18 protein-coding genes and 1 rRNA gene are annotated in these 21,867 nt (G+C 73.2%); 5 read left to right on the plus strand and 14 right to left on the minus strand.

Translation table 11 applies throughout. The annotated features are described in order from the left end of the window. Window positions 1-20: 20 nt before the first annotated feature. Window positions 21-653 (minus strand): NUDIX domain-containing protein, encoded by a 633-nt coding sequence (locus IO30_RS0119615; protein WP_037894600.1) that lies wholly within the window; start codon window positions 651-653, stop codon window positions 21-23. 82 nt (window positions 654-735) lie between these two features. Continuing rightward, the gene (locus tag IO30_RS0119620) at window positions 736-2,388 is read right to left on the minus strand and encodes a CTP synthase (protein ID WP_031144794.1); all 1,653 of its coding nucleotides are present in this window, start codon (window positions 2,386-2,388) and stop codon (window positions 736-738) included. Window positions 2,389-2,823: 435 nt separating this feature from the next. Between IO30_RS0119620 and IO30_RS0119625 the strand changes: the two genes are divergently transcribed. The 3 genes from IO30_RS0119625 (at window position 2,824) to IO30_RS0119635 (ending at window position 7,805) form a co-directional block, all read left to right on the plus strand. Continuing rightward, window positions 2,824-4,653 carry a glycoside hydrolase family 15 protein gene (locus IO30_RS0119625; protein WP_031144796.1) on the plus strand — a complete coding sequence of 610 codons (1,830 nt, stop codon included), beginning with the start codon at window positions 2,824-2,826 and terminating at the stop codon, window positions 4,651-4,653. Between the two features lie 124 nt (window positions 4,654-4,777). Then, window positions 4,778-6,160: an FAD-binding oxidoreductase gene (locus tag IO30_RS0119630; RefSeq protein WP_031144797.1), complete on the plus strand. Its 1,383-nt coding sequence runs from the start codon at window positions 4,778-4,780 to the stop codon at window positions 6,158-6,160. A 22-nt stretch (window positions 6,161-6,182) separates the two neighbouring features. Beyond that, window positions 6,183-7,805 (plus strand): PucR family transcriptional regulator, encoded by a 1,623-nt coding sequence (locus IO30_RS0119635; protein WP_031144799.1) that lies wholly within the window; start codon window positions 6,183-6,185, stop codon window positions 7,803-7,805. Between the two features lie 37 nt (window positions 7,806-7,842). On the opposite strand, the gene IO30_RS0119640 is transcribed toward IO30_RS0119635, so the two are convergent. From IO30_RS0119640 to IO30_RS0119660, 5 genes are all read right to left on the minus strand, one after another. Then, window positions 7,843-8,955 carry a glycosyltransferase family 4 protein gene (locus IO30_RS0119640; protein ID WP_031144800.1) on the minus strand — a complete coding sequence of 371 codons (1,113 nt, stop codon included), beginning with the start codon at window positions 8,953-8,955 and terminating at the stop codon, window positions 7,843-7,845. Window positions 8,956-9,204: 249 nt separating this feature from the next. Next, entirely contained in the window at window positions 9,205-10,929 is a 1,725-nt protein-coding gene (gene recN, locus IO30_RS0119645) for a DNA repair protein RecN (protein ID WP_031144801.1), read from the minus strand. 118 nt (window positions 10,930-11,047) lie between these two features. After that, window positions 11,048-12,004 (minus strand): NAD kinase, encoded by a 957-nt coding sequence (locus tag IO30_RS0119650; protein WP_031144803.1) that lies wholly within the window; start codon window positions 12,002-12,004, stop codon window positions 11,048-11,050. Then, on the minus strand, window positions 12,001-12,816 hold the full coding sequence (locus IO30_RS0119655) for a TlyA family RNA methyltransferase (RefSeq protein ID WP_031144804.1): 816 nt from the start codon (window positions 12,814-12,816) through the stop codon (window positions 12,001-12,003). The genes IO30_RS0119650 and IO30_RS0119655 overlap by 4 nt, the downstream gene beginning before the upstream one ends. 7 nt (window positions 12,817-12,823) lie before the next feature. Further along, window positions 12,824-13,111: a hypothetical protein gene (locus IO30_RS0119660; protein WP_031144805.1), complete on the minus strand. Its 288-nt coding sequence runs from the start codon at window positions 13,109-13,111 to the stop codon at window positions 12,824-12,826. Window positions 13,112-13,175: 64 nt separating this feature from the next. Between IO30_RS0119660 and IO30_RS0119665 the strand changes: the two genes are divergently transcribed. After that, window positions 13,176-13,523 carry an SCP2 sterol-binding domain-containing protein gene (locus IO30_RS0119665; RefSeq protein ID WP_031144806.1) on the plus strand — a complete coding sequence of 116 codons (348 nt, stop codon included), beginning with the start codon at window positions 13,176-13,178 and terminating at the stop codon, window positions 13,521-13,523. Here IO30_RS0119665 and IO30_RS0119670 read toward each other — a convergent pair. The 4 genes from IO30_RS0119670 to IO30_RS0119685 are packed head-to-tail and all read right to left on the minus strand — an operon-like array spanning window position 13,520 to window position 17,612. After that, the gene (locus tag IO30_RS0119670) at window positions 13,520-14,371 is read right to left on the minus strand and encodes an ABC transporter ATP-binding protein (protein WP_202205042.1); all 852 of its coding nucleotides are present in this window, start codon (window positions 14,369-14,371) and stop codon (window positions 13,520-13,522) included. The genes IO30_RS0119665 and IO30_RS0119670 overlap by 4 nt on opposite strands. Continuing rightward, window positions 14,368-15,453 carry a FecCD family ABC transporter permease gene (locus tag IO30_RS0119675; protein WP_031144809.1) on the minus strand — a complete coding sequence of 362 codons (1,086 nt, stop codon included), beginning with the start codon at window positions 15,451-15,453 and terminating at the stop codon, window positions 14,368-14,370. Before IO30_RS0119675 ends, IO30_RS0119670 begins: the two co-directional genes overlap by 4 nt. Then, window positions 15,450-16,502, minus strand: a complete 1,053-nt coding sequence (locus tag IO30_RS0119680; protein WP_031144810.1) for a FecCD family ABC transporter permease — start codon at window positions 16,500-16,502, stop codon at window positions 15,450-15,452. Before IO30_RS0119680 ends, IO30_RS0119675 begins: the two co-directional genes overlap by 4 nt. 48 nt (window positions 16,503-16,550) lie before the next feature. Next, complete coding sequence (locus tag IO30_RS0119685; protein ID WP_031144812.1) at window positions 16,551-17,612, minus strand: HAD-IIA family hydrolase; 1,062 nt, start codon at window positions 17,610-17,612, stop codon at window positions 16,551-16,553. Between the two features lie 88 nt (window positions 17,613-17,700). On the opposite strand from IO30_RS0119685, the gene IO30_RS0119690 reads away from it, so the two are divergent. Next, window positions 17,701-18,972, plus strand: coding sequence for a DUF1015 family protein (locus tag IO30_RS0119690; RefSeq protein WP_031144814.1), 1,272 nt, complete (start codon window positions 17,701-17,703; stop codon window positions 18,970-18,972). Between the two features lie 67 nt (window positions 18,973-19,039). Here the strand turns inward: IO30_RS0119690 and IO30_RS0119695 are convergent, their stop codons facing one another. From IO30_RS0119695 to rrf, 3 genes are all read right to left on the minus strand, one after another. After that, entirely contained in the window at window positions 19,040-19,936 is an 897-nt protein-coding gene (locus IO30_RS0119695; protein ID WP_202205051.1) for a tetratricopeptide repeat protein, read from the minus strand. A 23-nt stretch (window positions 19,937-19,959) separates the two neighbouring features. Next, window positions 19,960-21,363, minus strand: coding sequence for a hypothetical protein (locus IO30_RS42060; protein WP_157853341.1), 1,404 nt, complete (start codon window positions 21,361-21,363; stop codon window positions 19,960-19,962). Window positions 21,364-21,585: 222 nt separating this feature from the next. Then, a 5S ribosomal RNA gene (gene rrf, locus IO30_RS0119705) occupies window positions 21,586-21,694 on the minus strand. Window positions 21,695-21,867: the final 173 nt, after the last annotated feature.

Raw genomic sequence — 21,867 nt, forward strand, 5'->3', positions numbered from 1 at the left:
CGCGCGGATCCGGCGGGCGGCTACGCCTCGTACGGGCGGGCCGGCCACGGGGCCAGCGCGGGGCGCAGCGATTCCACCCCGCCGGTGGCCAGCGCGGCGGACAGGGCCAGGACGCCGGTCACCAGGCCCGGGTTGCCGAGCCGTCCCGCGAGCACCCCGGCCACCAGGTCCTGGAGGGGGACCCTGGCGGTCTCCATGTCGGACTCCTCCTCGGAGACCGCGTACCGCTCCCCCTCCGCCTCCGCGAGGTCCTGGGCGAGGAAGACCCGTACCGCCTCGTCCGAGCCGCCCGGCGAGGTGTAGAAGTCGGCGAGCACCCGCCAGTCCTCCGCCTTGACGTGCGCCTCCTCGTACAGCTCGCGCTGGGCGGCGTGCAGCGGGTTCTCCCCCGGCACGTCCAGCAGCCCGGCGGGCAGCTCCCACAGCCGGTGGCGCACCGGGTGGCGGAACTGCTTCAGGACCAGCACCCGCTGCTCCTCGTCGAGGGCGAGCACGCACACCGAGCCGGGGTGCACCTGGTAGTCCCGGCGCACCACCGCCCGGTCCGGCATCCGGACCTGGTCCGACTTCACCGATGTCTTCGCACCCTCGAACGGCGTGCGCGAGGCGACGACCTCCCACGACTCCGGTGTGTCCACGATGTCGTTGCGCATGGCCATGGCCGTACCTTCCCCAATGACGCGACAGCCGGGGCACGATCCGTGCCCCGGCTGTCTACGTTATGCGGTCAGGCGCTCACTTCGCGGACTGCTGCCGCTCCACGGCCGCCTTGACCAGTCCCGCGAAGAGCGGGTGCGGGCGCGTCGGGCGGGAGCGCAGCTCCGGGTGGGCCTGGGTGGCCACCAGGTAGGGGTGCACCTCGCGGGGGTACTCGACGTACTCCACGAGCTTGTTGTCCGGGGAGGTGCCGGAGAAGACGAGGCCCGCCTTCTTCTCCAGTTCGCCGCGGTAGGCGTTGTTGACCTCGTAGCGGTGGCGGTGGCGCTCGTCCACGTACGCCTGGTCCCCGTACACCTCGCGCACGATGGAGCCCTCGGCGAGCTTCGCCGGGTACATGCCCAGGCGCATGGTGCCGCCCAGGTCGCCCGCGCCCTCGACGAAGGCCAGCTGCTCCTCCATGGTCGAGATGACCGGGTGCGGGGTGGAGGCGTCGAACTCGGTGGAGTTCGCGTCCTCGATGCCCGCGAGGTTGCGTGCGGCCTCGATGACCACGCACTGCAGGCCCAGGCACAGGCCGAGCAGCGGGATCTTGTTCTCGCGGGCGTAGGTGATCGCACCGACCTTGCCGTTGACGCCGCGGTCGCCGAAGCCGCCGGGCACGCAGATCGCGTCCACGTCGCCGAGCACCGCCGCCGCGCCGGCCGGGGTCTTGCAGTCGTCGGAGGTGACCCACTTGATCTGTACGCGGGCCCGGTTGGCGAAGCCGCCGGCGCGCAGCGCCTCGGTCACCGACAGGTAGGCGTCGGGCAGGTCGATGTACTTGCCGACGAGCGCGACCTTGACCTCGTGGTCGGGGTTGTGGACCCGGTCCAGCAGGTCCTCCCAGACGGTCCAGTTGACGTCGCGGAAGGGCAGGTCGAGCTTGCGCACGACGTACGCGTCCAGGCCCTCGGTGTGCAGGACCTTGGGGATGTCGTAGATCGACTTGGCGTCGATGGCCGCGACCACGGCCGCCTCGTCCACGTCGCACATCAGCGAGATCTTGCGCTTGATGGAGGTGGGGACGTCGCGGTCGGCGCGCAGCACGATGGCGTCGGGCTGGATGCCGATGTTGCGCAGCGCCGCGACCGAGTGCTGGGTGGGCTTGGTCTTCAGCTCGCCGGAGGGACCGATGTAGGGCAGCAGCGAGATGTGCACGACGAAGACGTTGTCGCGGCCGACCTCGTGGCGGACCTGGCGGACCGTCTCCAGGAAGGGCAGCGACTCGATGTCGCCGACGGTGCCGCCGACCTCGGTGATGACCACGTCGACGTCCGCGGTCGCCATGCGGCGGATGCGGTGCTTGATCTCGTTGGTGATGTGCGGGATGACCTGGACGGTGTCGCCGAGGTACTCGCCGCGCCGCTCCTTGGCGATGACCTGCGAGTAGACCTGGCCGGTGGTGACGTTGGCCGAGCCGTCGAGGTCGACGTCGAGGAAGCGCTCGTAGTGGCCGATGTCCAGGTCGGTCTCGGCGCCGTCGTTGGTGACGAACACCTCGCCGTGCTGGAACGGGTTCATCGTGCCCGGGTCGACGTTCAGGTAGGGGTCGAGCTTCTGCATCGTGACCCGCAGGCCGCGCGCCTTCAGCAGCGCACCCAGGCTGGAGGCCGTCAGGCCCTTGCCGAGGGAGGAAGCGACACCCCCGGTGACGAAGATGTGCTTGGTCGTCATGGATTTGGGCGGCATCGCCAAGAGGGGGCTCCCGTGGTCGCGAGGTGAGGTGCGTCCGGCGCCGGCCACCGTCGATCCGGAAGGGTCTCAGGGGGCGCCGAAGCTGCGGTTTCGGGGCTCCTGATTCGCACAGGCAGACCACCGGTCCACGGGGTACCAGCCTATCAGCGCCCGGGCCGGTCCGCCTCCGGCCACGCGGCGCGGCCGGAGCGGCGGGGGTCGCCGGGCCTCATGCCCGCTGGTCACCCGTTTGGCGGAGTCGCATTCTCCGGGGCCTCGACGAGATCACTAGGGTGCCGTCATATCCTGCTCGGATATTGCACACATCGCCGCCGAGCAGTCCGGCAGACGGCCGCACACCGCCGCATACGGAATCATGGGCTCGACGCGGGGATCCCCCACCACAGGAGACCGCGCAACCGCGCAATGCAAGCGCCCTTCGGGGCGGACGTGGCCGTTCGACTGGAGAGCAACGTGTCCGGGCGCATCGAGGATTACGCACTGATCGGGGACATGCAGACCGCGGCACTGGTCTGCCGGGACGGGGCGGTGGACTGGTTGTGCCTGCCACGCTTCGACTCCCATGCCGTGTTCGCCAGCATTCTCGGCACCGAGGATCACGGGTTCTGGCGGATCGGCCCGGCGTTCCCGGCCGGGACGGAAGCCCCTCGTGCCACCCGCCGCAGCTACCGCGGCGACTCGCTGGTGCTGGAATCGGAGTGGGACACGCCGCGCGGCACAGTCCGCGTGATCGATTTCATGCCGCCCCGCGAGGACCACGCACCGCAGCTGATCCGCATCGTGGAAGGCGTCTCGGGACGCGTGCGGATGCACTCCGCGCTGCGCATGCGCTTCAGCTACGGGCGGGTGGTGCCCTGGGTGCACCAGGTCGACGGGCGCACCGTCGCCGTGGCCGGTCCTGACTCCATCTGGCTGGACACCGACGCGCAGACCTACGGCAAGGACCTGACGACCTACTCCGACTTCACGGTGGGCCCGGGCGACCGGATCGCCTTCAGCATCAGCTGGCAGCCCTCCCACCGCGGGGCGCCGGAGGCACCCGAGGCCGAGGCGGCCCTGGAGTCGACCACCGAGTTCTGGCGCGAGTGGGTCGAGCAGTGCACCTACCACGGGCCCTACCGGGAGGCCGTGGTCCGCTCCCTGATCACCCTCAAGGCCCTCACGTACGGCCCCACGGGCGGGATCGTCGCCGCGCCCACCACCTCCCTCCCGGAGGAGATCGGCGGGGTCCGCAACTGGGACTACCGCTACACCTGGCTGCGGGACGCGGCCATCACCCTGTCCTCGCTGCTGCGCACCGGCTACCGCGAGGAGGCCCGCGCCTGGCGCGAGTGGCTGCTGCGCGCGGTGGCCGGCGACCCCGAGAACCTGCAGATCATGTACGGCATCGCGGGCGAGCGCGAGCTCGGCGAGACCGAACTGGACTGGCTGCCCGGGTACGAGAACTCCCGCCCGGTCCGCGTCGGCAACGGCGCCGCCGGCCAGCTCCAGCTCGACGTGTACGGCGAGGTCACCGAGGCCCTGCACCTGGGCCACATGACGGGACTCGCCCGCAGCGACTACGCCTCGCTGCTCCAGCTGAAGCTGATCCGCTACCTGGAGACCCACTGGGACCAGCCGGACGAGGGCATCTGGGAGGTGCGCGGCCCGCGCCGCCACTTCGTGCACTCCAAGGTGATGGCCTGGGTGGCCGTGGACCGCACGATCAAGCTGATCGAGAGCGGGGACGCGGACGGTCCGCTGGACCGCTGGCGCGAGCTGCGCGACGAGATCCACCAGGACGTCTGCGAGAAGGGCTACGACAAGGAGCGCAACACCTTCACCCAGTCCTACGGGTCGAAGGAGCTCGACGCCTCCCTGCTGCTGATCCCGCAGATGGGCTTCCTGCCACCGGACGACAAGCGGGTCATCGGCACCATCGAGGCGATCCAGCGCGAACTGTCCACCCCCGACGGCTTCATCCTGCGCTACCCGACGAGCGGCGACGAGGCCGGAGTGGACGGGCTGGAGGGCGACGAGGGCGCCTTCCTCGCGTGCTCGTTCTGGATGGCCGACGACCTGGCGATGATCGGCCGGGTCGACGAGGCGCGGCGGCTCTTCGAGCGGCTGCTCTCGCTGCGCAACGACCTCGGGCTGCTGGCGGAGGAGTGGGACCCGCGGCTCCAGCGGCAGGTCGGCAACTTCCCCCAGGCGTTCAGCCACGTCCCGCTGATCGACACGGCCCTGCGGCTGACCGCGAGCGGCGCGTACGGCGGCTAGTCGGCCCCGGGGCGGCGCGGGCCTTGCGCCACCGGGGCGCGGTGCGGGTTTCCGCCGCCGTGCCCCGGTGATCGCCTCCGCCTACCCTGGAAGGGTCCTACGCCCTTCTCGGAAGGGGGAAGCCATGGCGCCCCTCTCGAAGGCGGGCACGGCCCTGGCCGCGCTCCGCGAGGATCTGGCCGGTGAGGTCCTCACCCCGGACGATGCGGGGTACGACGGGGCCCGGACGGTCTTCAACGGGATGATCGACCGCAGGCCGGCCGTCATCGCCCAGTGCGAGAGCACGGCCGACGTGGTGACCGCCGTGCGCTTCGCCCGGGAACTGGACCTGAAGATCGCGGTCCGCGGCGGCGGGCACAGCGTCGCCGGGATGTCCCTCAACGACGGCGGCCTGGTCGTGGACCTGCGCCGGATGCATGAAGTGACGGTCCATCCGGCGGCGAAGGCGGTGCACGTCGAGGGCGGGGCCACGATGAGCCACCTGGACCGGGCCTGCCAGCCGTACGCCCTCGCCACGACCGGCGGACGGGCCTCCACGACCGGGGTCGGCGGTTTCGTCCTGGGCGGCGGATCCGGCTGGCTGGACCGCAGGTGCGGGCTGGCCGTCGACAACCTGCTGGGCGTGGACCTGGTCACCGCCGACGGGGAGACCGTCACCGCGACCGCCGAGGACAATCCGGAGCTGTTCTGGGCCCTGCACGGGGGCGGCGGCAACTTCGGCGTCGCGACCTCCCTGACGCTGCGTCTGCACGACCTGCCCGCCATGTCGATCGCGATGCTCATGTACGCCCCCGAGCACGGGCCGGAGGCGGCCCGCCGCTTCCGGGACATCGTCGAGGGCGGCCCCGTCGAGGCCAGTGGCGGCATCCTCTACCTGACCGCCCCGCCCGAGCCCTTCGTCCCGCCGCACCTCGTCGGCACGCTGCTCTGCGGCGTCCTGCTGACCTACGCCGGGCCGGAGGAGCCGATGCGCAAGCTGGCGGCGCCGCTGCTGGAACTGCCGCACGAGGTGGAGATCGTCACCGGCATCCCGTACGCGGACCTCCAGTGCATGATCGACGACCCGCCGGGGATGCGGAACTACTGGTCCGCCGAGTACCTGACCGGGCTGCCGGACGAGCTCGTCGAGGTGTTCTGCGCCCGCGCGCTCACCATGCCGGTCCCGACGGGCACCCAGCACATCCTCTTCCCGCTGGGCGGGGCGATCGCTGACGGCCCCTCGGAGTACCCCGTCCCCTACCGGGACTCGCCCTGGGCGGTGCACCCGTTCGGCATCTGGGAAGACCCCGCCGACGACGAGCGGTGCATCCGGTGGGTGAAGGAGGTACGGGCCGACGTACGCCCCTGGAGCAGCGGGGCGGTGTACCTCAACTTCACCGGCGACGAGGGCTCGGAGCGGGTGGCGGCGGGCCTGGGCGGGGAGAACCTGAGGCGGCTGAGGGCCGTGAAACAGCGGTACGACCCCGACAACGTCTTCCGCTTCAACCACAACATCCAGCCCGTCTGACCCCCTGATAGCGTCCCGCGATATGGACAACCAGGGCGGGATCACGGTTCAGCGGGCACTGGAGCTGCCGGGGCTGCGCAGCGGGCTGCCCGAGGTGGTGGCCTGCGCCGACCGGCTGGGCCGGACCGTCCGCTGGGTGCACGCGGGCGAGGTCCCGAACATCGCCTCCCTCCTCAAGGGCGGCGAGCTCCTGCTGACCACCGGCCTGGGCCTCGGCACCCGGCCCGCCGAGCAGCGTGCCTTCGTCCGCCGCCTCGCGGACCGGGGGATCGCCGCGCTCGTGGTCGAACTGGGCCCGCGCTTCAGCAGACTGCCCGCCACGATCGTGGAGACCGCCCGCACGGCGGGCCTGCCCCTGGTCCAGCTCCACCGGGAGGTCCCCTTCGTCACCGTGACGGAGGAGGTCCACACCGAGATCGTCAACCACCACTACGCGCTGCTCCAGCGGGCGGAGGAGGTCCACCGGCGCTGTACCGAGGCCCTGCTCGGCGGCGGGGGCATCCCCCAGGTGCTGCACATCCTGGCCGACTTCACCGGGAACCCGGTGTTCCTGGAGACCCCGGACGGGCAGCTGCTGTACGCGGCCGGCAGCTCGGCCGGGGACCCGGGCGCGGACCCGCTCCAGGTGTGGGAGGGCCTGCGCGGCCAGCGCGAGGCGGAGCCCTCGGGCCACGCGGTGGTGGTCGACGTACCGGGCGGCGGACACGGCACGGGCTCGGTCCGGGCGCGGCTGGTCCTCCTGGGCGTCTCGGCCCCCCTGCTCCCGGTGCACCGGATGGCGGCGGAGCGCACCGCGGGCGTGCTCGCGGTGGTGCTGATGCAGGCGCGGCAGGAGGACGAGCTGGCGGCGCGCGGCCGCGGCGACTTCCTCACGGACCTGGCCGAGGGCCGCATCTCGGCGGAGGACGCCCCGGCGCAGGCCCGGGTGCTGGGTTTCAAGCCGGGCGCGGGGCCGCTGCTGCCGGTGGTCATGCGGCTGTCGTCGGACCTGGGCCCGTCCGGGAACTGGGCCGTCCTGGCCCGCGCGGTCCTGGAGGAGCTGTCGTCCGTCGGGGTGCCGGTGCTGCTGGGGGTGCGTCCGGTCGAGGGCCGGGTCCCGCTGCTCGTCTCGCTGCGCGCGGAGTCGGAGCGCACGGCGGTGGCCGACCGGGTCGCGACCGCGCTGCGGGCGGGCGTCGAACGGGCCGGGCTGGACCGGGCCGCCGCCCCGCCCGCCGTGGTCGTCGGTGTCGCGGGCGGCTGGGCGGCGGCCTCTGCGGGTCTGCGCCACGCCGCGGAGACGGCGACCGCGGCCCACGGTCTCCCGGCGCGCCCCTGGTACGACGCCCGGCGCCTGGACATCGACCTGCTGCTGTGGCGGCTGCGCGAGCACCCGGACCTCGCGGCCTTCGTGGAGCGTGCGATCGGCCCGCTGCGCGCGCACGACCTGAACTCGCGGCCGCCGCTGCTGCCCACCCTGGAGACCTATCTGGCGCACGCGGGCCGCAAGGCCGAGACGGCCCGCGAACTGCACCTGAACCGGCAGACCCTGTACAACCGCCTGGCCCGCATCTCCGAGCTCCTGGGCACGGACCTCGACGACCCGGAGACGGTCCTGTCCCTGAGCCTGGCCCTGCGCGCCCGCCGCCACACCACCGGCTCGTGACACCCCGGGTGCACCGGGCCCCGGGAGGGGGAGCCTCCTAGCGGGCCCGCTCCATCAGTTCGTCGTAGACGCACAGGACCTGCGCCACGGTGTCGTCCTCCGACGGCCACGTCGCGGCCTGGGCCCGGCCTGCGGCGGCCAGCGCGGCCCGGCGGTCCGGGTCCGCCAGCAGGCCCGTCACGGCCGAGGCGAGCGCCCCCGGGTCCCCGTACGGCACCAGCACGGCCCCCTCCCCCACCAGCTCCGGCACTCCCCCGACCGCCGTGGCCACCAGCGGTACGCCCGCCCGCAGCGCCTCCTGGGCCAGCAGCGCCCGTGCCTCCCAGCGGCTCGGCAGGACCGCCACGTCGGCGGCCGCCAGCAGCTGGGCCGCGTCCCGGCGCCGCCCGAGGAGGCGCACCGGCAGTCCTTCGGCCTCGATCCGCCGGGAGAGGCCGGCCCGCAGCGGGCCCTCGCCCGCGATCACCAGCAGCGGCAGGGGCTCCAGGGTCCGCCACTCCCGCGCCGCGTCCAGCAGCAGGGAGTACCCGCGGTGCGGGACCAGGCTGCCGACCGCGATCAGCAAGGGCCGTCCCACCGCCCCGAGTTCAGCCCGCGCCTTGCCCGCGTCGTCCGTGGCCGCCTCCGGGCCCGCCGGTACGGCCACCGGCGCCAGCCGCGCGTCCCGCGCGCCGCGCAGCCGTGCGAGGTCGACCTGGTCCGAGGAAGCGCCGAGGACCACCGCGGCGGTCCGCGCCACGTGGCGTTCCAGCAGCCTGCTCAGCCGTCCGAGCGCACCGCCGGCCACCGGGCCCTCGCCGTGCCAGCTCACCACGAGCGGCGCCCGGTGCCCGCGCAGGGCCAGCGCGGCCCGCATCCCGGCCCGTACGCCGTGCGCGTGCACGACGTCGGCCCCGGCGCAGGCGGCGCGCAGGGCGCTCACCGCGTCGGGGGCGAACTGCGCCCCGGCTCCGGTGAAGTCGTACTCCCCCTCCGCCGCGACCGGAGCGCACACCGTGACCCGTACCCCGCGCGCGGCGAGGCCGGTCGCGAGCGACCGTACGTGCGCGCTGCTGCCCGCGCCCGTACCGCCGAGGACTTGGACGGTACGGAGGGGCGGCCGCCCGTAGGGCTGTGCCGGGACCGGAGGGGAGACCGGGGAGCTGCTCACGGGCCGAAGCTCCTGGGGGAGGGAGTCAGAGACGTCGCCAAGGATGCCAGTCCGCACGCGCGTTCCGGGACCATACGGGTGCGGATCCCGTGCGAGAAGTCACCGGACGCCCCCAAGGCTCACCCACACGGGCTACCCCCGACGGCCCGGAACCGGTCCCCGGACCCGTGGCGGGGCGGTACTGCGGCCGTGCGGCGGGTCCGGGCGCACCGCCGTGCGGCGGCGGCGTCCGGGTTCCCGCCGCACCGCTCACGCGTCCGCGCGCGCCGCCGCCAGCAGTTCCTCGGCGTGGGCCCGGGCCGAGACGGAGTCCTCGTGTCCCGCGAGCATGCGCGAGAGCTCTCGGATGCGGGCCTCGCCCTCCAGGACGGTGACCCCGCTGCTCGTCACGGAGCCGTCGTTGGTCTTCTCGACCAGCAGCTGCCGGTCCGCGAAGGCCGCGACCTGCGGCAGGTGCGTGACGACCACGACCTGCGCCGACTTGGCCAGCTTGGCCAGGCGCCGGCCCACCTCGACCGCCGCCTTGCCGCCGACGCCCGCGTCGACCTCGTCGAAGAGGTACGTGGGCACGGGGTCGGAGCCCGCGAAGACGACCTCCACGGCCAGCATCACCCGGGAGAGCTCACCGCCCGAGGCGCCCTTGGCGATGGGGCGCGGCTGGGCGCCGGGGTGCGGGGCGAGCAGCAGCTCCACCTCGTCCGTGCCCGAGGGGCCGTAGGCGACCGGGCGGCCGTCCACCTCCACCCCCTCGGGGTCCTCCGCCTGCCGGATGTCGATGGTCACCCGTGCGTGGGGCATCGCGAGGGAGGCCAGTTCCTCGGTCACCGCAGAGGCGAACCGCGTGGCGGCCTCCACCCGGGCGTCGGTCAGGGCCTGCGCCAGCAGCGACAGTTCGGAGCGCAGCCCGTCCCGTTCGGCGGTCAGCTCCGTGATCCGCTCGTCGTCGCCGTCGAGTTCGAGCAGCCGTGCCGCGCCCTGTTCGGCCCATTCCAGGACGGCGTCCACGGTGCCCGCGGAGCCGTACTTGCGGGTCAGCTGGGTCAGGGCGGCGCGCCGTTCCTCCACCGCGGCGAGCCGCAGCGGGTCGGCGTCCAGGTCGTCGGCGTAGCCCGCCAGCTCCCCGGCCACGTCGGCCAGCAGGATGCCCAGTTCCCCGATCCGCTCGGCGAGCGCGCCGAGGGCCGGGTCGTGGGAGCGTACGGATTCCAGGGCCCGGTGGGCGCCGGCGACGAGGCTGTTCGCGTCGATGGACTCCGGGTCCTCGGGGTTGCCCGCAAGGGCGGCGTGCCCCATCTGGGCGGCCGAAGCCAGCGATTCGGCGTGCCCGAGGCGCTCGGCCTCCGCCGCCAGTTCGGTGTCCTCGCCGGCCACCGGTTCCACCGCGGCGATCTCGTCCAGCCCGAAGCGCAGCAGGTCCGCCTCCTGGGCGCGTTCCCGGGCCCGGGTGGTGATCTCCTCCAGCTCGACGGCGACCGCGCGGAGCCTGCGGTAGGCCGAGCCGTACTTCTCCAGCGGGACGGCGACCGCGTCCCCGGCGTACCGGTCGAGGGCCTGCCGCTGCCGGGCGGGCCGCAGCAGCCCCTGCTGGTCGGTCTGGCCGTGTACGGCGACCAGGTCGTCCGCGAGCTCGCCGAGCAGTCCCACGGGCACGGAGCGGCCGCCCACGTGGGCCCGCGAGCGGCCCTCGGCGGACACGGTGCGGCTGATCAGCAGGGCGCCGTCGTCGAGCTCGGCCCCGGCCTCCTCGGCGCGCAGGGCGGCCGGTGCGTCCGGGCGCATGACGAGGCGGCCCTCGACGACCGCGGCCTTGGCCCCGATCCGTACGAGGGCCGGGTCGGCACGACCGCCGAGCAGCAGCCCGAGGCTGGTGACGACCATCGTCTTGCCCGCGCCGGTCTCGCCGGTCACCGCGGTGAAACCGGGCGACAGCTCGACCACCGCGTCGTCGATGACCCCGAGCGACCGTATCCGCATCTCCTCAAGCACGGGACGACGATACCGAGGTTTCACGGGTGCCATGCGACGTCACCCGCCCCGAGTTTTCCGAACGGATGTGCTATTAGGGTGCCGTACGGGACGCCCGGAGCGAGGGCTAATGGGGCGCCCCACGCCAACCGGACACCGGCAGCGCGAACTTCGCGACGAGCCGGTCCGTGAAGGACGCGTGGTGCAGCCGGGCGAGCCGCACGGGCACCGCACCGCGCCGGACCTCCACCCGGGCCCCGGCCGGCAGCTCCAGCATGCGCCGCCCGTCGCACCAGAGGACCCCGTGCGGGGTCCCGGTCTGCACCTCCACCGCCAGCACCGAGTCCGGCGAGGTCACCAGCGGCTTCGCGAACAGTGCGTGCGCACTGATCGGCACCATCAGCAGCGCCTCCACCTCGGGCCAGACCACCGGCCCGCCGGCGGAGAACGCGTACGCCGTCGAGCCCGTCGGGGTCGCGCAGACGATCCCGTCGCAGCCGAAGCCGGACACCGGACGCCCGTCGATCTCCAGGACCACCTCCAGCATCCGCTCGGGGGACACCTTCTGGACGGCGGCCTCGTTCAGCGCCCAGTCCTGGTGGACCACGTCGCCGTTGGTGCGCACGATCACATCGAGGGTCATCCGCTCCTCGACCTCGTACGCACGCGTCACCACCCGGTCCACGACCTTGTCCAGGTCGTCGCGCTCGGCCTCGGCGAGGAAGCCCACCCGGCCCAGGTTGACGCCGAGCATCGGCACGCCCGAGGCCCGCGCGAACTCGGCGCCCCGCAGCAGGGTCCCGTCCCCGCCCAGCACGATCAGCAGCTCGCAGCCGTCGAGCACCGCCGGGGTGGACCCGGTGACCAGTTCCACCTCGGGCGGCAACGGCAGGTCCACCGCCTCGTGCGCGAAGACCCGTACCCCCAGCCCGCACCGGAGCAGCCCCTTCACCACCAGCTCGGCGCTGCGGATGGCCGCGGGCCGCCCGGTGTGCGCGAGGAGGAAGACGGTCCGCCCCGAACCCTCGGCACTCGCCGATTCCGTCGAACCCGTTGAACCCGTTGAACCCGATGAATCAGTCACTGCGGCCCCTCCGCCACGGCACGGTCAACATCCCCCGGGTCGAGTGCCGGTGCCCCCGCCCGCAGCCACAGAAAGTACTCGACGTTGCCCGAGGGCCCCGGCAGCGGACTCGCGGTCACGCCGAGCACGCCCAGCCCCAGCCTGCCCGCCTGCGCCGCCACCTCGCGCACGGCCTCGGCCCGCAGCTCCGGGCTGCGCACCACCCCTCCGCTGCCCAGCCGGTCCTTGCCGACCTCGAACTGCGGCTTCACCATCAGCACCAGGTCGGCGTCGGGCGCCGTGCACCGGACCAGGGCCGGCAGCACCAGGCCGATCGAGATGAAGGACAGGTCGCCGACGACCAGGTCGGCCGGGACTCCGTCGATCTGCTCGACCGTCAGCTCGCGCACGTTCGTGCGGTCCTTGACGGTGACCCGCTCGTCGCTCTGCAGGGCCCAGGCGAGCTGCCCGTAGCCGACGTCCACCGCCACCACGTGGGCCACGCCCGCGCGCAGCAGCACGTCGGTGAACCCGCCCGTGGAGGCCCCGGCGTCCAGCGCCCGGCGGCCCTCCACGCGCAGCCCCTGCGGCTGGAAGACGGCCAGCGCACCCGCCAGCTTGTGGCCCCCGCGCGAGACGTAGTCCGGGTCGCTGTCGTCCTTGAGGACCACCAGCGCCGCGCTGGTCTCGACCTGGGTGGCCGCCTTGGTCGCGGTGCTGCCGCCCACGGTGACCCGGCCCGCGGCGATCAGCTGCGCGGCGTGCTCGCGCGAGCGGGCCATGCTGCGGCGTACCAGTTCGGCGTCCAGGCGGCGGCGTGCCACTCCTGCCACGTTCGGTTCAGCTCCTGTTTTCGTACGGACCAGGGACGGGCGGTGCGTCCAGCGCGGTCAGCGCGGAGCGCAGCCCCCTGTGGACATCCTCGTACACCTGGAGGTGTCCGTCCGCCGTGAGGTGGTCGGCGTCGGCCAGCCGCGCCAGGTGGACGTCCACCGCGGCGTCGCCGGTCGGGGTGCGTACGAGGCCCAGTGCCACCGGCCCGGCGGGCTCCGCGGGATCCGGCGCGGCTGCTTCCGGGGCGGGCTCCGGGGTGTCGTGCGGTCCCGCGTCGGGCACTTCGTCGCTCATGCCCCGACGCTACCCCGAAGCGCTCCGCGACCACGTACGGCTCTGCGGTACGGTCGTGATCACGATGGCTACGATCCAGGAGTGCCGCGAAGCACTCGACCGACTCTCCGGCAACCTCGCGCGAGCCGAAGGCGGCGCGCACGGCGCGGCCGCCCTCGACCGCTCCCTGAGCTGCCACATCACCGATCTGGACCAGACCTTCACGGGCCGCCTGGAGGGCGGCCGGATCCGGGTGGACTCGCTCACCCCGGGCCCGCCCGCGGCCAAGGCCGAGATCCGGCTGGCCATGACGGGCGACGACCTGGTCGCGCTGGTCGCGGGCGAGCTGAAGTTCGCCAAGGCCTGGGCCTCGGGCCGGGTCCGGCTGGAGGCGGGCTTCCGCGACCTGCTGCGGCTCAAGAGCCTCCTCTAGACCGAGGCCTTCGTACGGGCCCTGCGGGCCGCCGGGATCACCAGCGGCGTACCCGTCTCGGGGTCGTCGATGATCTGGCAGCGCAGCCCGAAGACCCCCTCCACCAGCTCGGCGGTGACCACCTCGGCGGGCGGCCCCTCGGCGACGACCTCGCCGCCGCGCATCGCGATCAGGTGCGTGGCGTACCGGGCGGCGTGGTTGAGGTCGTGCAGCACCGCGACCAGGGTCCGGCCCTGGTTCTCGTGCAGTTCGGCGCACAGGTCCAGTACGTCGAGCTGGTGCTGGATGTCCAGGTAGGTCGTCGGCTCGTCGAGGAGCAGCAGCGGGGTCTGCTGGGCGAGCGCCATGGCGATCCACACGCGCTGGCGCTGGCCGCCCGACAGCTCGTCCACGGCCCGGTCGGCGAGTTCGGCGACCCCGGTGGAGGCCATCGACTCGTTCACGATCCGCTCGTCCTCGGACGACCACTGGCGCAGCAGCCCCTGGTGCGGGTACCGGCCCCGCGAGACCAGGTCGGCGACCGTGATGCCGTCCGGCGCGATCGAGGACTGCGGCAGCAGCCCCAGGGTGCGGGCGACCTTCTTCGCCGGCATCGACGAGATGGCCTGCCCGTCCAGCAGCACCCGGCCCCCGGCGGGCTTCAGCATCCTGGACAGGGCGCGCAGCAGGGTGGACTTCCCGCAGGCGTTGGGCCCCACGATCACCGTGAAGGAGTGGTCGGGGATCTCCACCGACAGGTTCTCGGCGATGACCCGCTGGTCGTAGCCGAGGGTCACGTTCTGCGCGGTCAGCCGCTGCACTTCGGTACTCCTCGTAGGGTTCTGCATCGGATTCTGCGGCACGGTCATATGCGTCCCGCCCTGCGCTCGGTGACGAGCAGCCAGAGCAGGTAGACACCGCCGACCAGCCCGGTCACCACGCCCACCGGCAGCTGGTCGGCGCCGAAGGCCCGCTGCGAGGCCCAGTCGGACACCAGCAGCAGCACCGATCCCATCAGCCCGGCGGTCACCAGGTTCGCCCCGGGCGAGCGGGTGAGGCGCCGCGCCAGCTGCGGGGCGGCCAGCGCGACGAAGCTGACGGGCCCGGCCGCGGCCGCCGCGGCGGTGGTGAGCAGGATCGCCGCGAGCATCAGCAGGAGCCGGGTGCGTTCCACCCGTACCCCCAGTGCGTACGCGGCGTCGTCGCCCATCTCCATGATCCGCAGGGCCCGGCCGTGCGCGAGGACCAGCGGGAAGAGGACCGCGCAGAGCAGGAACAGCGGCTGCACCTGCGCCCAGTCGCGGCCGGCCAGCGAGCCGGTCAGCCAGACCATCGCGCGGGTGGCGTCCACCACCTCCGCCTTGGTGAGCAGGTACTGGATGGCGGCGATCAGCACGGCGGAGGCGCCGATGCCGACGAGCACCAGCCGGTAGCCCTGGATGCCCCGCTTGTACGCGAGCAGGTAGACGACGACCCCGGCCAGCAGCCCGCCGAACAGCGCACCGACGGCCACCTCGGTGGCCTCTCCCTTGAACAGGATGATCACGACGAGGGCGCCGACCGCCGCACCGTGGCCGAAGCCGAGCAGGTCCGGGGAGCCGAGCGGATTGCGGGACACGGACTGGAAGACGGCTCCGGCCGTCCCGAGGGCCGCGCCGACGAGCAGCGCGACCAGGACCCGCGGCAGCCGCAGGTCGTTGACGACGAACTCGTGGGCGGGGGTGCCGTTGCCGAGCAGGGTCTGCACGACGTCCCAGGGGGCGATCGGGAAGTCGCCCGTACCGATGAGGAGGACGGACATCGCGAGCGCGGCGAGCACCACCAGCACTCCGACGGCGAGCGCGCGCCGCTCCACCCTCAGCGACCGCCCGCCGGGCAGGCGCAGCGGCCGGGCGGCGGGGCGGCGGGTGCGGGGCGTGGCTTCCTTGCCGGGTGCGGCGGTCGCGGTCACAGCTGGGCCATCCTCTTGCGCCGGACGAGGTAGATGAAGACGGGGCCGCCGATGAGCGCGGTGACGATGCCGACCTGGAGCTCGGCCGGCCGGGTCACGACCCGCCCCACCACGTCCGCTCCGAGCAGCAGGGCGGGCGACAGGACCGCCGAGTACGCGAGCACCCAGCGCATGTCCGGCCCGGTGAAGGCCCGCACCAGGTGCGGGATCATCAGCCCGATGAAGACGATCGGCCCGCAGGCGGCGGTCGCCGCTCCGCACAGCAGGGTGATGGCGGCCATGGCGGCGATCCGGGTCCGCGTCAGGTGCGCGCCCAGGGCCCGCGCCGTGTCGTCGCCCAGGGCCATCGCGTTGAGCGGCCGGCCCAGCGACAGGGCGAGGACGACGCCGGCCAGCAGGAAGGGCGCCACCTGGCGGACGGTGTCCATGTTGGCCGAGGCCAGCGAGCCCACCGTCCAGAAGCGCAGCTTGTCCAGGGCCGTGCTGTCCATCAACTGGACCGCGTTGATGTAGCCGACGAGGGCCGCGCTGGCCGCCGTACCGGCGAGGGCGAGGCGCACCGGGGTGGCGCTGCGGCTACCGCCGAGCACGTACACGACGACCGAGACGACGGCGGCGCCGAGGAAGGCCCACCACACGAACTCGCTCAGGGTGGACGCGCCGAGGAAGCTGATCGCGGAGACCACGGCGGCCGCGGCGCCCGCGTTGACGCCGAGGATGCCGGGCTCGGCCAGCGGGTTGCGGGTCAGCGCCTGCATCACCGCACCGGACAGGCCGAGGCCCAGGCCCACCATCAGCCCGAGGAGGGTGCGCGGCACCCGCAGGTCGCGCACCACCACGTCGGAGGTGGTCCCCGAGTAGGCGAACAGGCCGTGCCAGACCTGGTCGAGGGGCATCTGCTTGGCACCGACCGCGATGCTCGCGATCGCGACCAGGGCCAGCACCAGCAGGGCGGCCAGCAGGCCAGCGGAGCGCAGGGCATGCCGCGGGCGGGCGCCGGTGTCCGGCGCCGCGCTCGGTTCGGATTCGGGGGGACTGTCGACCAACACGAAGGTTAGGCTAACCTACCTTGTCTGGTTTTCGGTCCTCCGGACGGCTCAGAGGCCCGCTGCCTCCAGCGCCGCCAGCGCCTCCCGGGCGTCCAGTCCGCAGACCCCGTCCCCGGCCGCCGTCCAGGCCGCCGCGCACAGCGCCCGCAGCCCGTCCACCGGATCCGGCTGCGCCCCGCCCTCCTCGACGAGGGTCCGCAGGCTCAGCGCATCACCGGCCACCGTCGAGATCCAGCCACCGCACTGCCACTCCCCGGCCCGTTCCAGCACCGGCGGCTGCCCGGTCAGCAGGCCCCGCAGATCCCGGTCCACGTACGTCGGCCGGTGCCGCGGCTCGGCCACCACCAGCTGCGCCGCGTCCGTCACCCCGGTCAGCACCAGCAGCGAGTCCACCTCCCCGTTGAAGGCACCCTCGATGTCGGTGTCCAGCCGGTCCCCCACCACCAGCGGCCGCCGGGCCCCGGTCCGCAGCACCGTCTCCCGGTGCATCGGGGGCAGCGGCTTCCCCGCCACCTGCGGCTCCGCACCCGTGGCGATGCGTACGACCTCCACCGCGGCCCCGTTGCCCGGAGCGATCCCGCGCGCCCCCGGGATCGTCAGGTCGGTGTTGGACGCGTACCACGGCACCCCCCGGTTGATCGCGTACGAGGCCTCCGCGAAGCGCCCCCACGCCAGATCGGGCCCCCCGTACCCCTGCACGACCGCGGCGAGCCCTTCCTCCTCGGCCGACTCCACCGGCACCAGCCCGCGTTCGCGCAGCGCGACCCGCAGCCCCTCCCCGCCGATCACCAGCACCTTCGAACCCGGCGCCACCTGCTCCGCGATCAGCCGGGCCACCGCCTGCGCCGAGGTGATCACCTCGCCCGCCTCGGTCGGGATGCCCAGCTCGGTGAGGTGCCCGGCGACCGCGTCCGGGGTCCGCAGCGCGTTGTTCGTCACGTACGCCAGGTGCATCCCGTCCGCCCGGGCCGTCGCGAGGGACTCCACCGCGTGCGCGATCGCCTCGCCCCCCGCGTACACCACCCCGTCGAGGTCCAGCAGGGCCGTGTCGTACGCCTGGTGAAGATTCCGCTCACTCGCCGCGGGACTGGTCCTGCTCTGCCGGGTCATCCTGGCCGCTCCTCAGGGGATCGATCTTGTCCGATTTCCGTACTCCCCCGATCATCGCGCACCGCAATGCGGGTCTTACCATGCAGCAATGACCACATCTGGCACCGCGGACCATGGGCTGCGCCTGATCCCCTTCCACGGCCTGCGCTATGTCCCCGAGCGTGTCGGCAGTCTGGCGGCCGTCACCTCGCCGCCCTACGACGTGGTCGTACGCCCCGACGGAGTCGACTACCTCGAATCCGCCGACCCGCACAACATCGTCCGCCTGATCCTCCCGCAGGCCGACACCCCCGCCGCACGCAACGAGCAGGCCGCGCAGACCCTGCGCGACTGGCTCGCCACCGGCGTCCTCAGCGCGGACCCGGAACCCGCGCTCTACGTCTACGAGCAGTACAAGGCCGGCCTGCTCCAGCGCGGCGTCATCGGAGCCCTCGCCCTGTCCACCGCCGACGCGGGCATCGTCCTCCCCCACGAGGACGTCATGCCGGACGTGGTCACCGACCGGGCCGGCCTGATGCGGGCCACCTCCGCCAACCTGGAACCCCTGCTCCTCACCTACCGCAGCGAGGAGCCGGAGGCCGCCGCGGCCCGCGTCGTCGCGGACACCGCCCGGCGCGCCCCGCTGCTGGAGACCACCACCGAGGACGGCTTCCGCCACCGCCTGTGGGCCGTCACGGACCCCGCCGAACTGGCTGCCGTCACCGCCGACCTCGGCCACCGCCAGGCCCTCATCGCCGACGGCCACCACCGCTGGGCCACGTACCTGCGCCTCCAGGAGGAGCACGCCTCCCCCACCGCCTGGGACTTCGGCCTGGTCCTCCTCGTCGACACCGCCCGCTACCCCCTCCAGGTCCGCGCCATCCACCGGATGCTGCGCCGCCTGCCCGTCGCGGACGCCCTCGCCGCCCTCGACGGCCACTTCCGGGTGCGCCCCGTCGAAGGGCCGCTCCCGCTGGCCCTGGAGGCCCTCGCGGACGCGTCGGAACGCGGCAACGCCTTCCTCCTCACGGGTGACGGCAGCTTCCACCTGGTCACCGACCCCGCTCCCGCCCTCCTGGAGCGCACCGTCCGACGCGACCGCCCCGAGGCCTGGCGACGGCTGGACGCCACCGTGCTGCACGCCAGCCTGCTCGACGGCCTGTGGGGCGTCCCCGACGCCCCCGAGCACATCGCCTACATCCACGACGCCGCCGCCACCGTGGCCATGGCCGAGCGCCACAACGGCACCGCCGTCCTGCTGCACCCCGTACGGGAGGAGGTCGTGCGCGACCTGGCCCGCCAGGGCGTCACCATGCCGCGCAAGTCGACCTCCTTCGGCCCGAAGCCGGCCACCGGCCTGGTCCTGCGCAGCCTGGACTGAGCGCACCCGGACATGAGAAAGGGCGGCACCCCCGAGGGGGTACCGCCCTTTCTCATGTCACTGGCGATCAGGCCTTGTCGCGGCCCGCGTCCAGCTCGTCGTCCTCGATGACGACGCCCTCGTCGGTGAGGTCCGCGTCGGCGTCGGCGTCGAAGTCGTCCCGGACGTCGGAGTCGCCCTCGGAGTCGTCCTCGGAGTCGTCCTCGGACTGCTCCAGGGGCTCGTACTCGTCGTCGTCCTCGTCGTAGTACTCGGCGACGTCGGAGGCGCGCTCGGCCGCCGCGACCTCGGCGGCGTCCTCGCCGTCGTCCTCATCGTCGTCTTCGTCGTCGATCGCGGCGTCGACGAACTCGACCCCGTCCAGCTCGGCGAGCCGGTCCGAGGCGTCCATCGCCCCGTCCTTGTCGGCCTCGACGGTCTTCGCGAACCACTCGCGCGCCTCGTCCTCACGACCGGCCGCCAGCAGGGCGTCGGCGTAGGCGTAGCGCAGGCGCGCGGTCCACGGCTGGACGGAGCTGGAGGCCAGCTCCGGGCTCTGCAGGGTCACGATGGCGGCTTCGAGCTGCCCCATGTCCCGGCGCGCACCGGCGGCGACCAGACGCATCTCGACCTGGCCGGCCTTGTCCAGCTTCTGCACCTCGGGCTCGCCGGCCATGGCCAGCGCCCGCTCCGGACGGCCGAGGCCGCGCTCGCAGTCGGCCATCACGGGCCACAGCTCGACGGAACCGGTCATGCGCTTGGCGGCGCGGAACTCCGCGAGCGCCTCGCTGTACTTCTGCGTCGCGTACGCGGCGAAGCCGGCGGCCTCGCGCACGGCGGCGACACGGGAGGCCAGCCGCAGGGCGATGCGCGAGTACGCGTACGCCTGCTCCGGGTCCTCGTCGATCAGCCGGGCGACCATGACCAGGTTCTTGGAGACTTCCTCGGCCAGGCCCTTGGGCAGGCTCAGGAGCTCCTGACGCACGTCGGCGTCGATCTCGAAACCGGTCACGTCCTCGTCGATCGGAAGCCGCTTGACCGGGTCCCGGTCGGCGCGGAAGTCGCGGTCGCCGCCACGGTCATCGCGACCGCCACGGTAGCCACCGCGGTCACCACCGCGATCGTCACGGCCGCCACGGAAACCGCCGCGGTCGCCGCCGCCACGGTCGTCACGGCGCGGGTAGGAGGGACGGTCGCTGCCGCCACGGTCGTCGCGACGCGGGTACGAGGGACGGTCGCCGCCACGGTCGTCACGACCGCCACGGAACCCACCGCGGTCGTCGTCACGGCGCGGGTACGACGGACGGTCGCCACCGCGGTCGTCACGGCCACGGAAACCGCCGCCACCGCCACCGGTGGGACGACCGCCACGGTCGTCGTCACGGCGCGGGTAGGAGGGACGGTCGCTGCCGCCACGGTCGTCGCGACGGGGGTACGAGGGACGGTCGCCGCCACGGTCGTCACGACCGCCACGGAACCCACCACGGTCGTCGTCACGGCGCGGGTACGACGGACGGTCGCTGCCACCACGGTCGTCACGACGGAAACCGCCGCCACCACCCGAAGGACGCTCACCACGGTCATCGCGACGCGGGAAGGACGGACGGTCCCCGCCACGGTCGTCACGACGGGGGTACGACGGACGGTCGCTGCCGCCACGGTCGTCACGACGGGGGTACGACGGGCGGTCGCCGCCACGGTCGTCACGACCGCCACGGAACCCACCGCGGTCGTCATCCCGACGCGGGTACGACGGACGGTCGCTGCCACCACGGTCATCGCGACGCGGGAAGGACGGACGGTCGCTGCCGCCACGGTCATCGCGGCGGAACGTGGGACGGTCGCCGCCACGGTCGTCACGGCGCGGGTACGAGGGACGGTCGCCACCGCGGTCGTCACGGCCACGGAAACCGCCGCCACCGCCACCGGTGGGACGACCACCGCGGTCGTCGTCACGGCGCGGGTACGACGGACGGTCGCTGCCGCCACGGTCGTCACGGCGGAAACCGCCGCCACCGCCCGAAGGACGCTCACCGCGGTCATCGCGACGCGGGAAGGACGGACGGTCCCCACCACGGTCATCGCGACGGAAACCGCCGCCACCGCCCGAAGGACGGTCACCGCGGTCGTCGCGGCGCGGGTACGAGGGACGGTCGCCACCGCGGTCGTCACGGCCACGGAAACCGCCGCCACCACCACCGGTGGGACGACCGCCACGGTCGTCGTCACGACGGGGGTAGGACGGACGGTCGCTGCCGCCACGGTCATCGCGACGGAAACCGCCGCCGGCACCGGCACCGGCCGGGCGGCCGCCGCGGTCGTCACGGCGGAAACCGCCGCCACCGCCGCCGGCGGGACGGCCACCACGGTCGTCACGACGGAAGGGGGGACGGTCGCCACCACGGTCGTCACGGCCCCCGCGGTAGCCGCCCCTGTCACCGCCGTCGTTGCGCCGAGGCTCGCGCTCCGGACGATCGTCGGGAGAGTTGGACATGGGTGTGACTCCTGTCTTCGGGGTACCGCTAGTCATTCTCGCGCAACCAACCCATGGCCGCGCTTCGGCGTAAAGAGGTGAAAAACAAAAAGACCCCTGGTCCAGCGTTGAACGCTGGACCAGGGGTCCTTTGAAAGATTGTTCGGCGGCGTCCTACTCTCCCACAGGGTCCCCCCTGCAGTACCATCGGCGCTGAAAGGCTTAGCTTCCGGGTTCGGAATGTAACCGGGCGTTTCTATGACCACCGAAACCCTATCGGTTTCGAGCGAACAAGCACACTTTGTAGTTATGTTCTAGCTCTAGAAACCAGCAACCGTTCGTTGCTTCAGAACTAACACAGTGGACGCGAGCAACTGAGGACAAGCCCTCGGCCTATTAGTACCAGTCAGCTTCACCCGTTACCGGGCTTCCACATCTGGCCT

This window comes from Streptomyces xanthophaeus, assembly GCF_000725805.1.
Taxonomy (GTDB): domain Bacteria; phylum Actinomycetota; class Actinomycetes; order Streptomycetales; family Streptomycetaceae; genus Streptomyces; species Streptomyces xanthophaeus.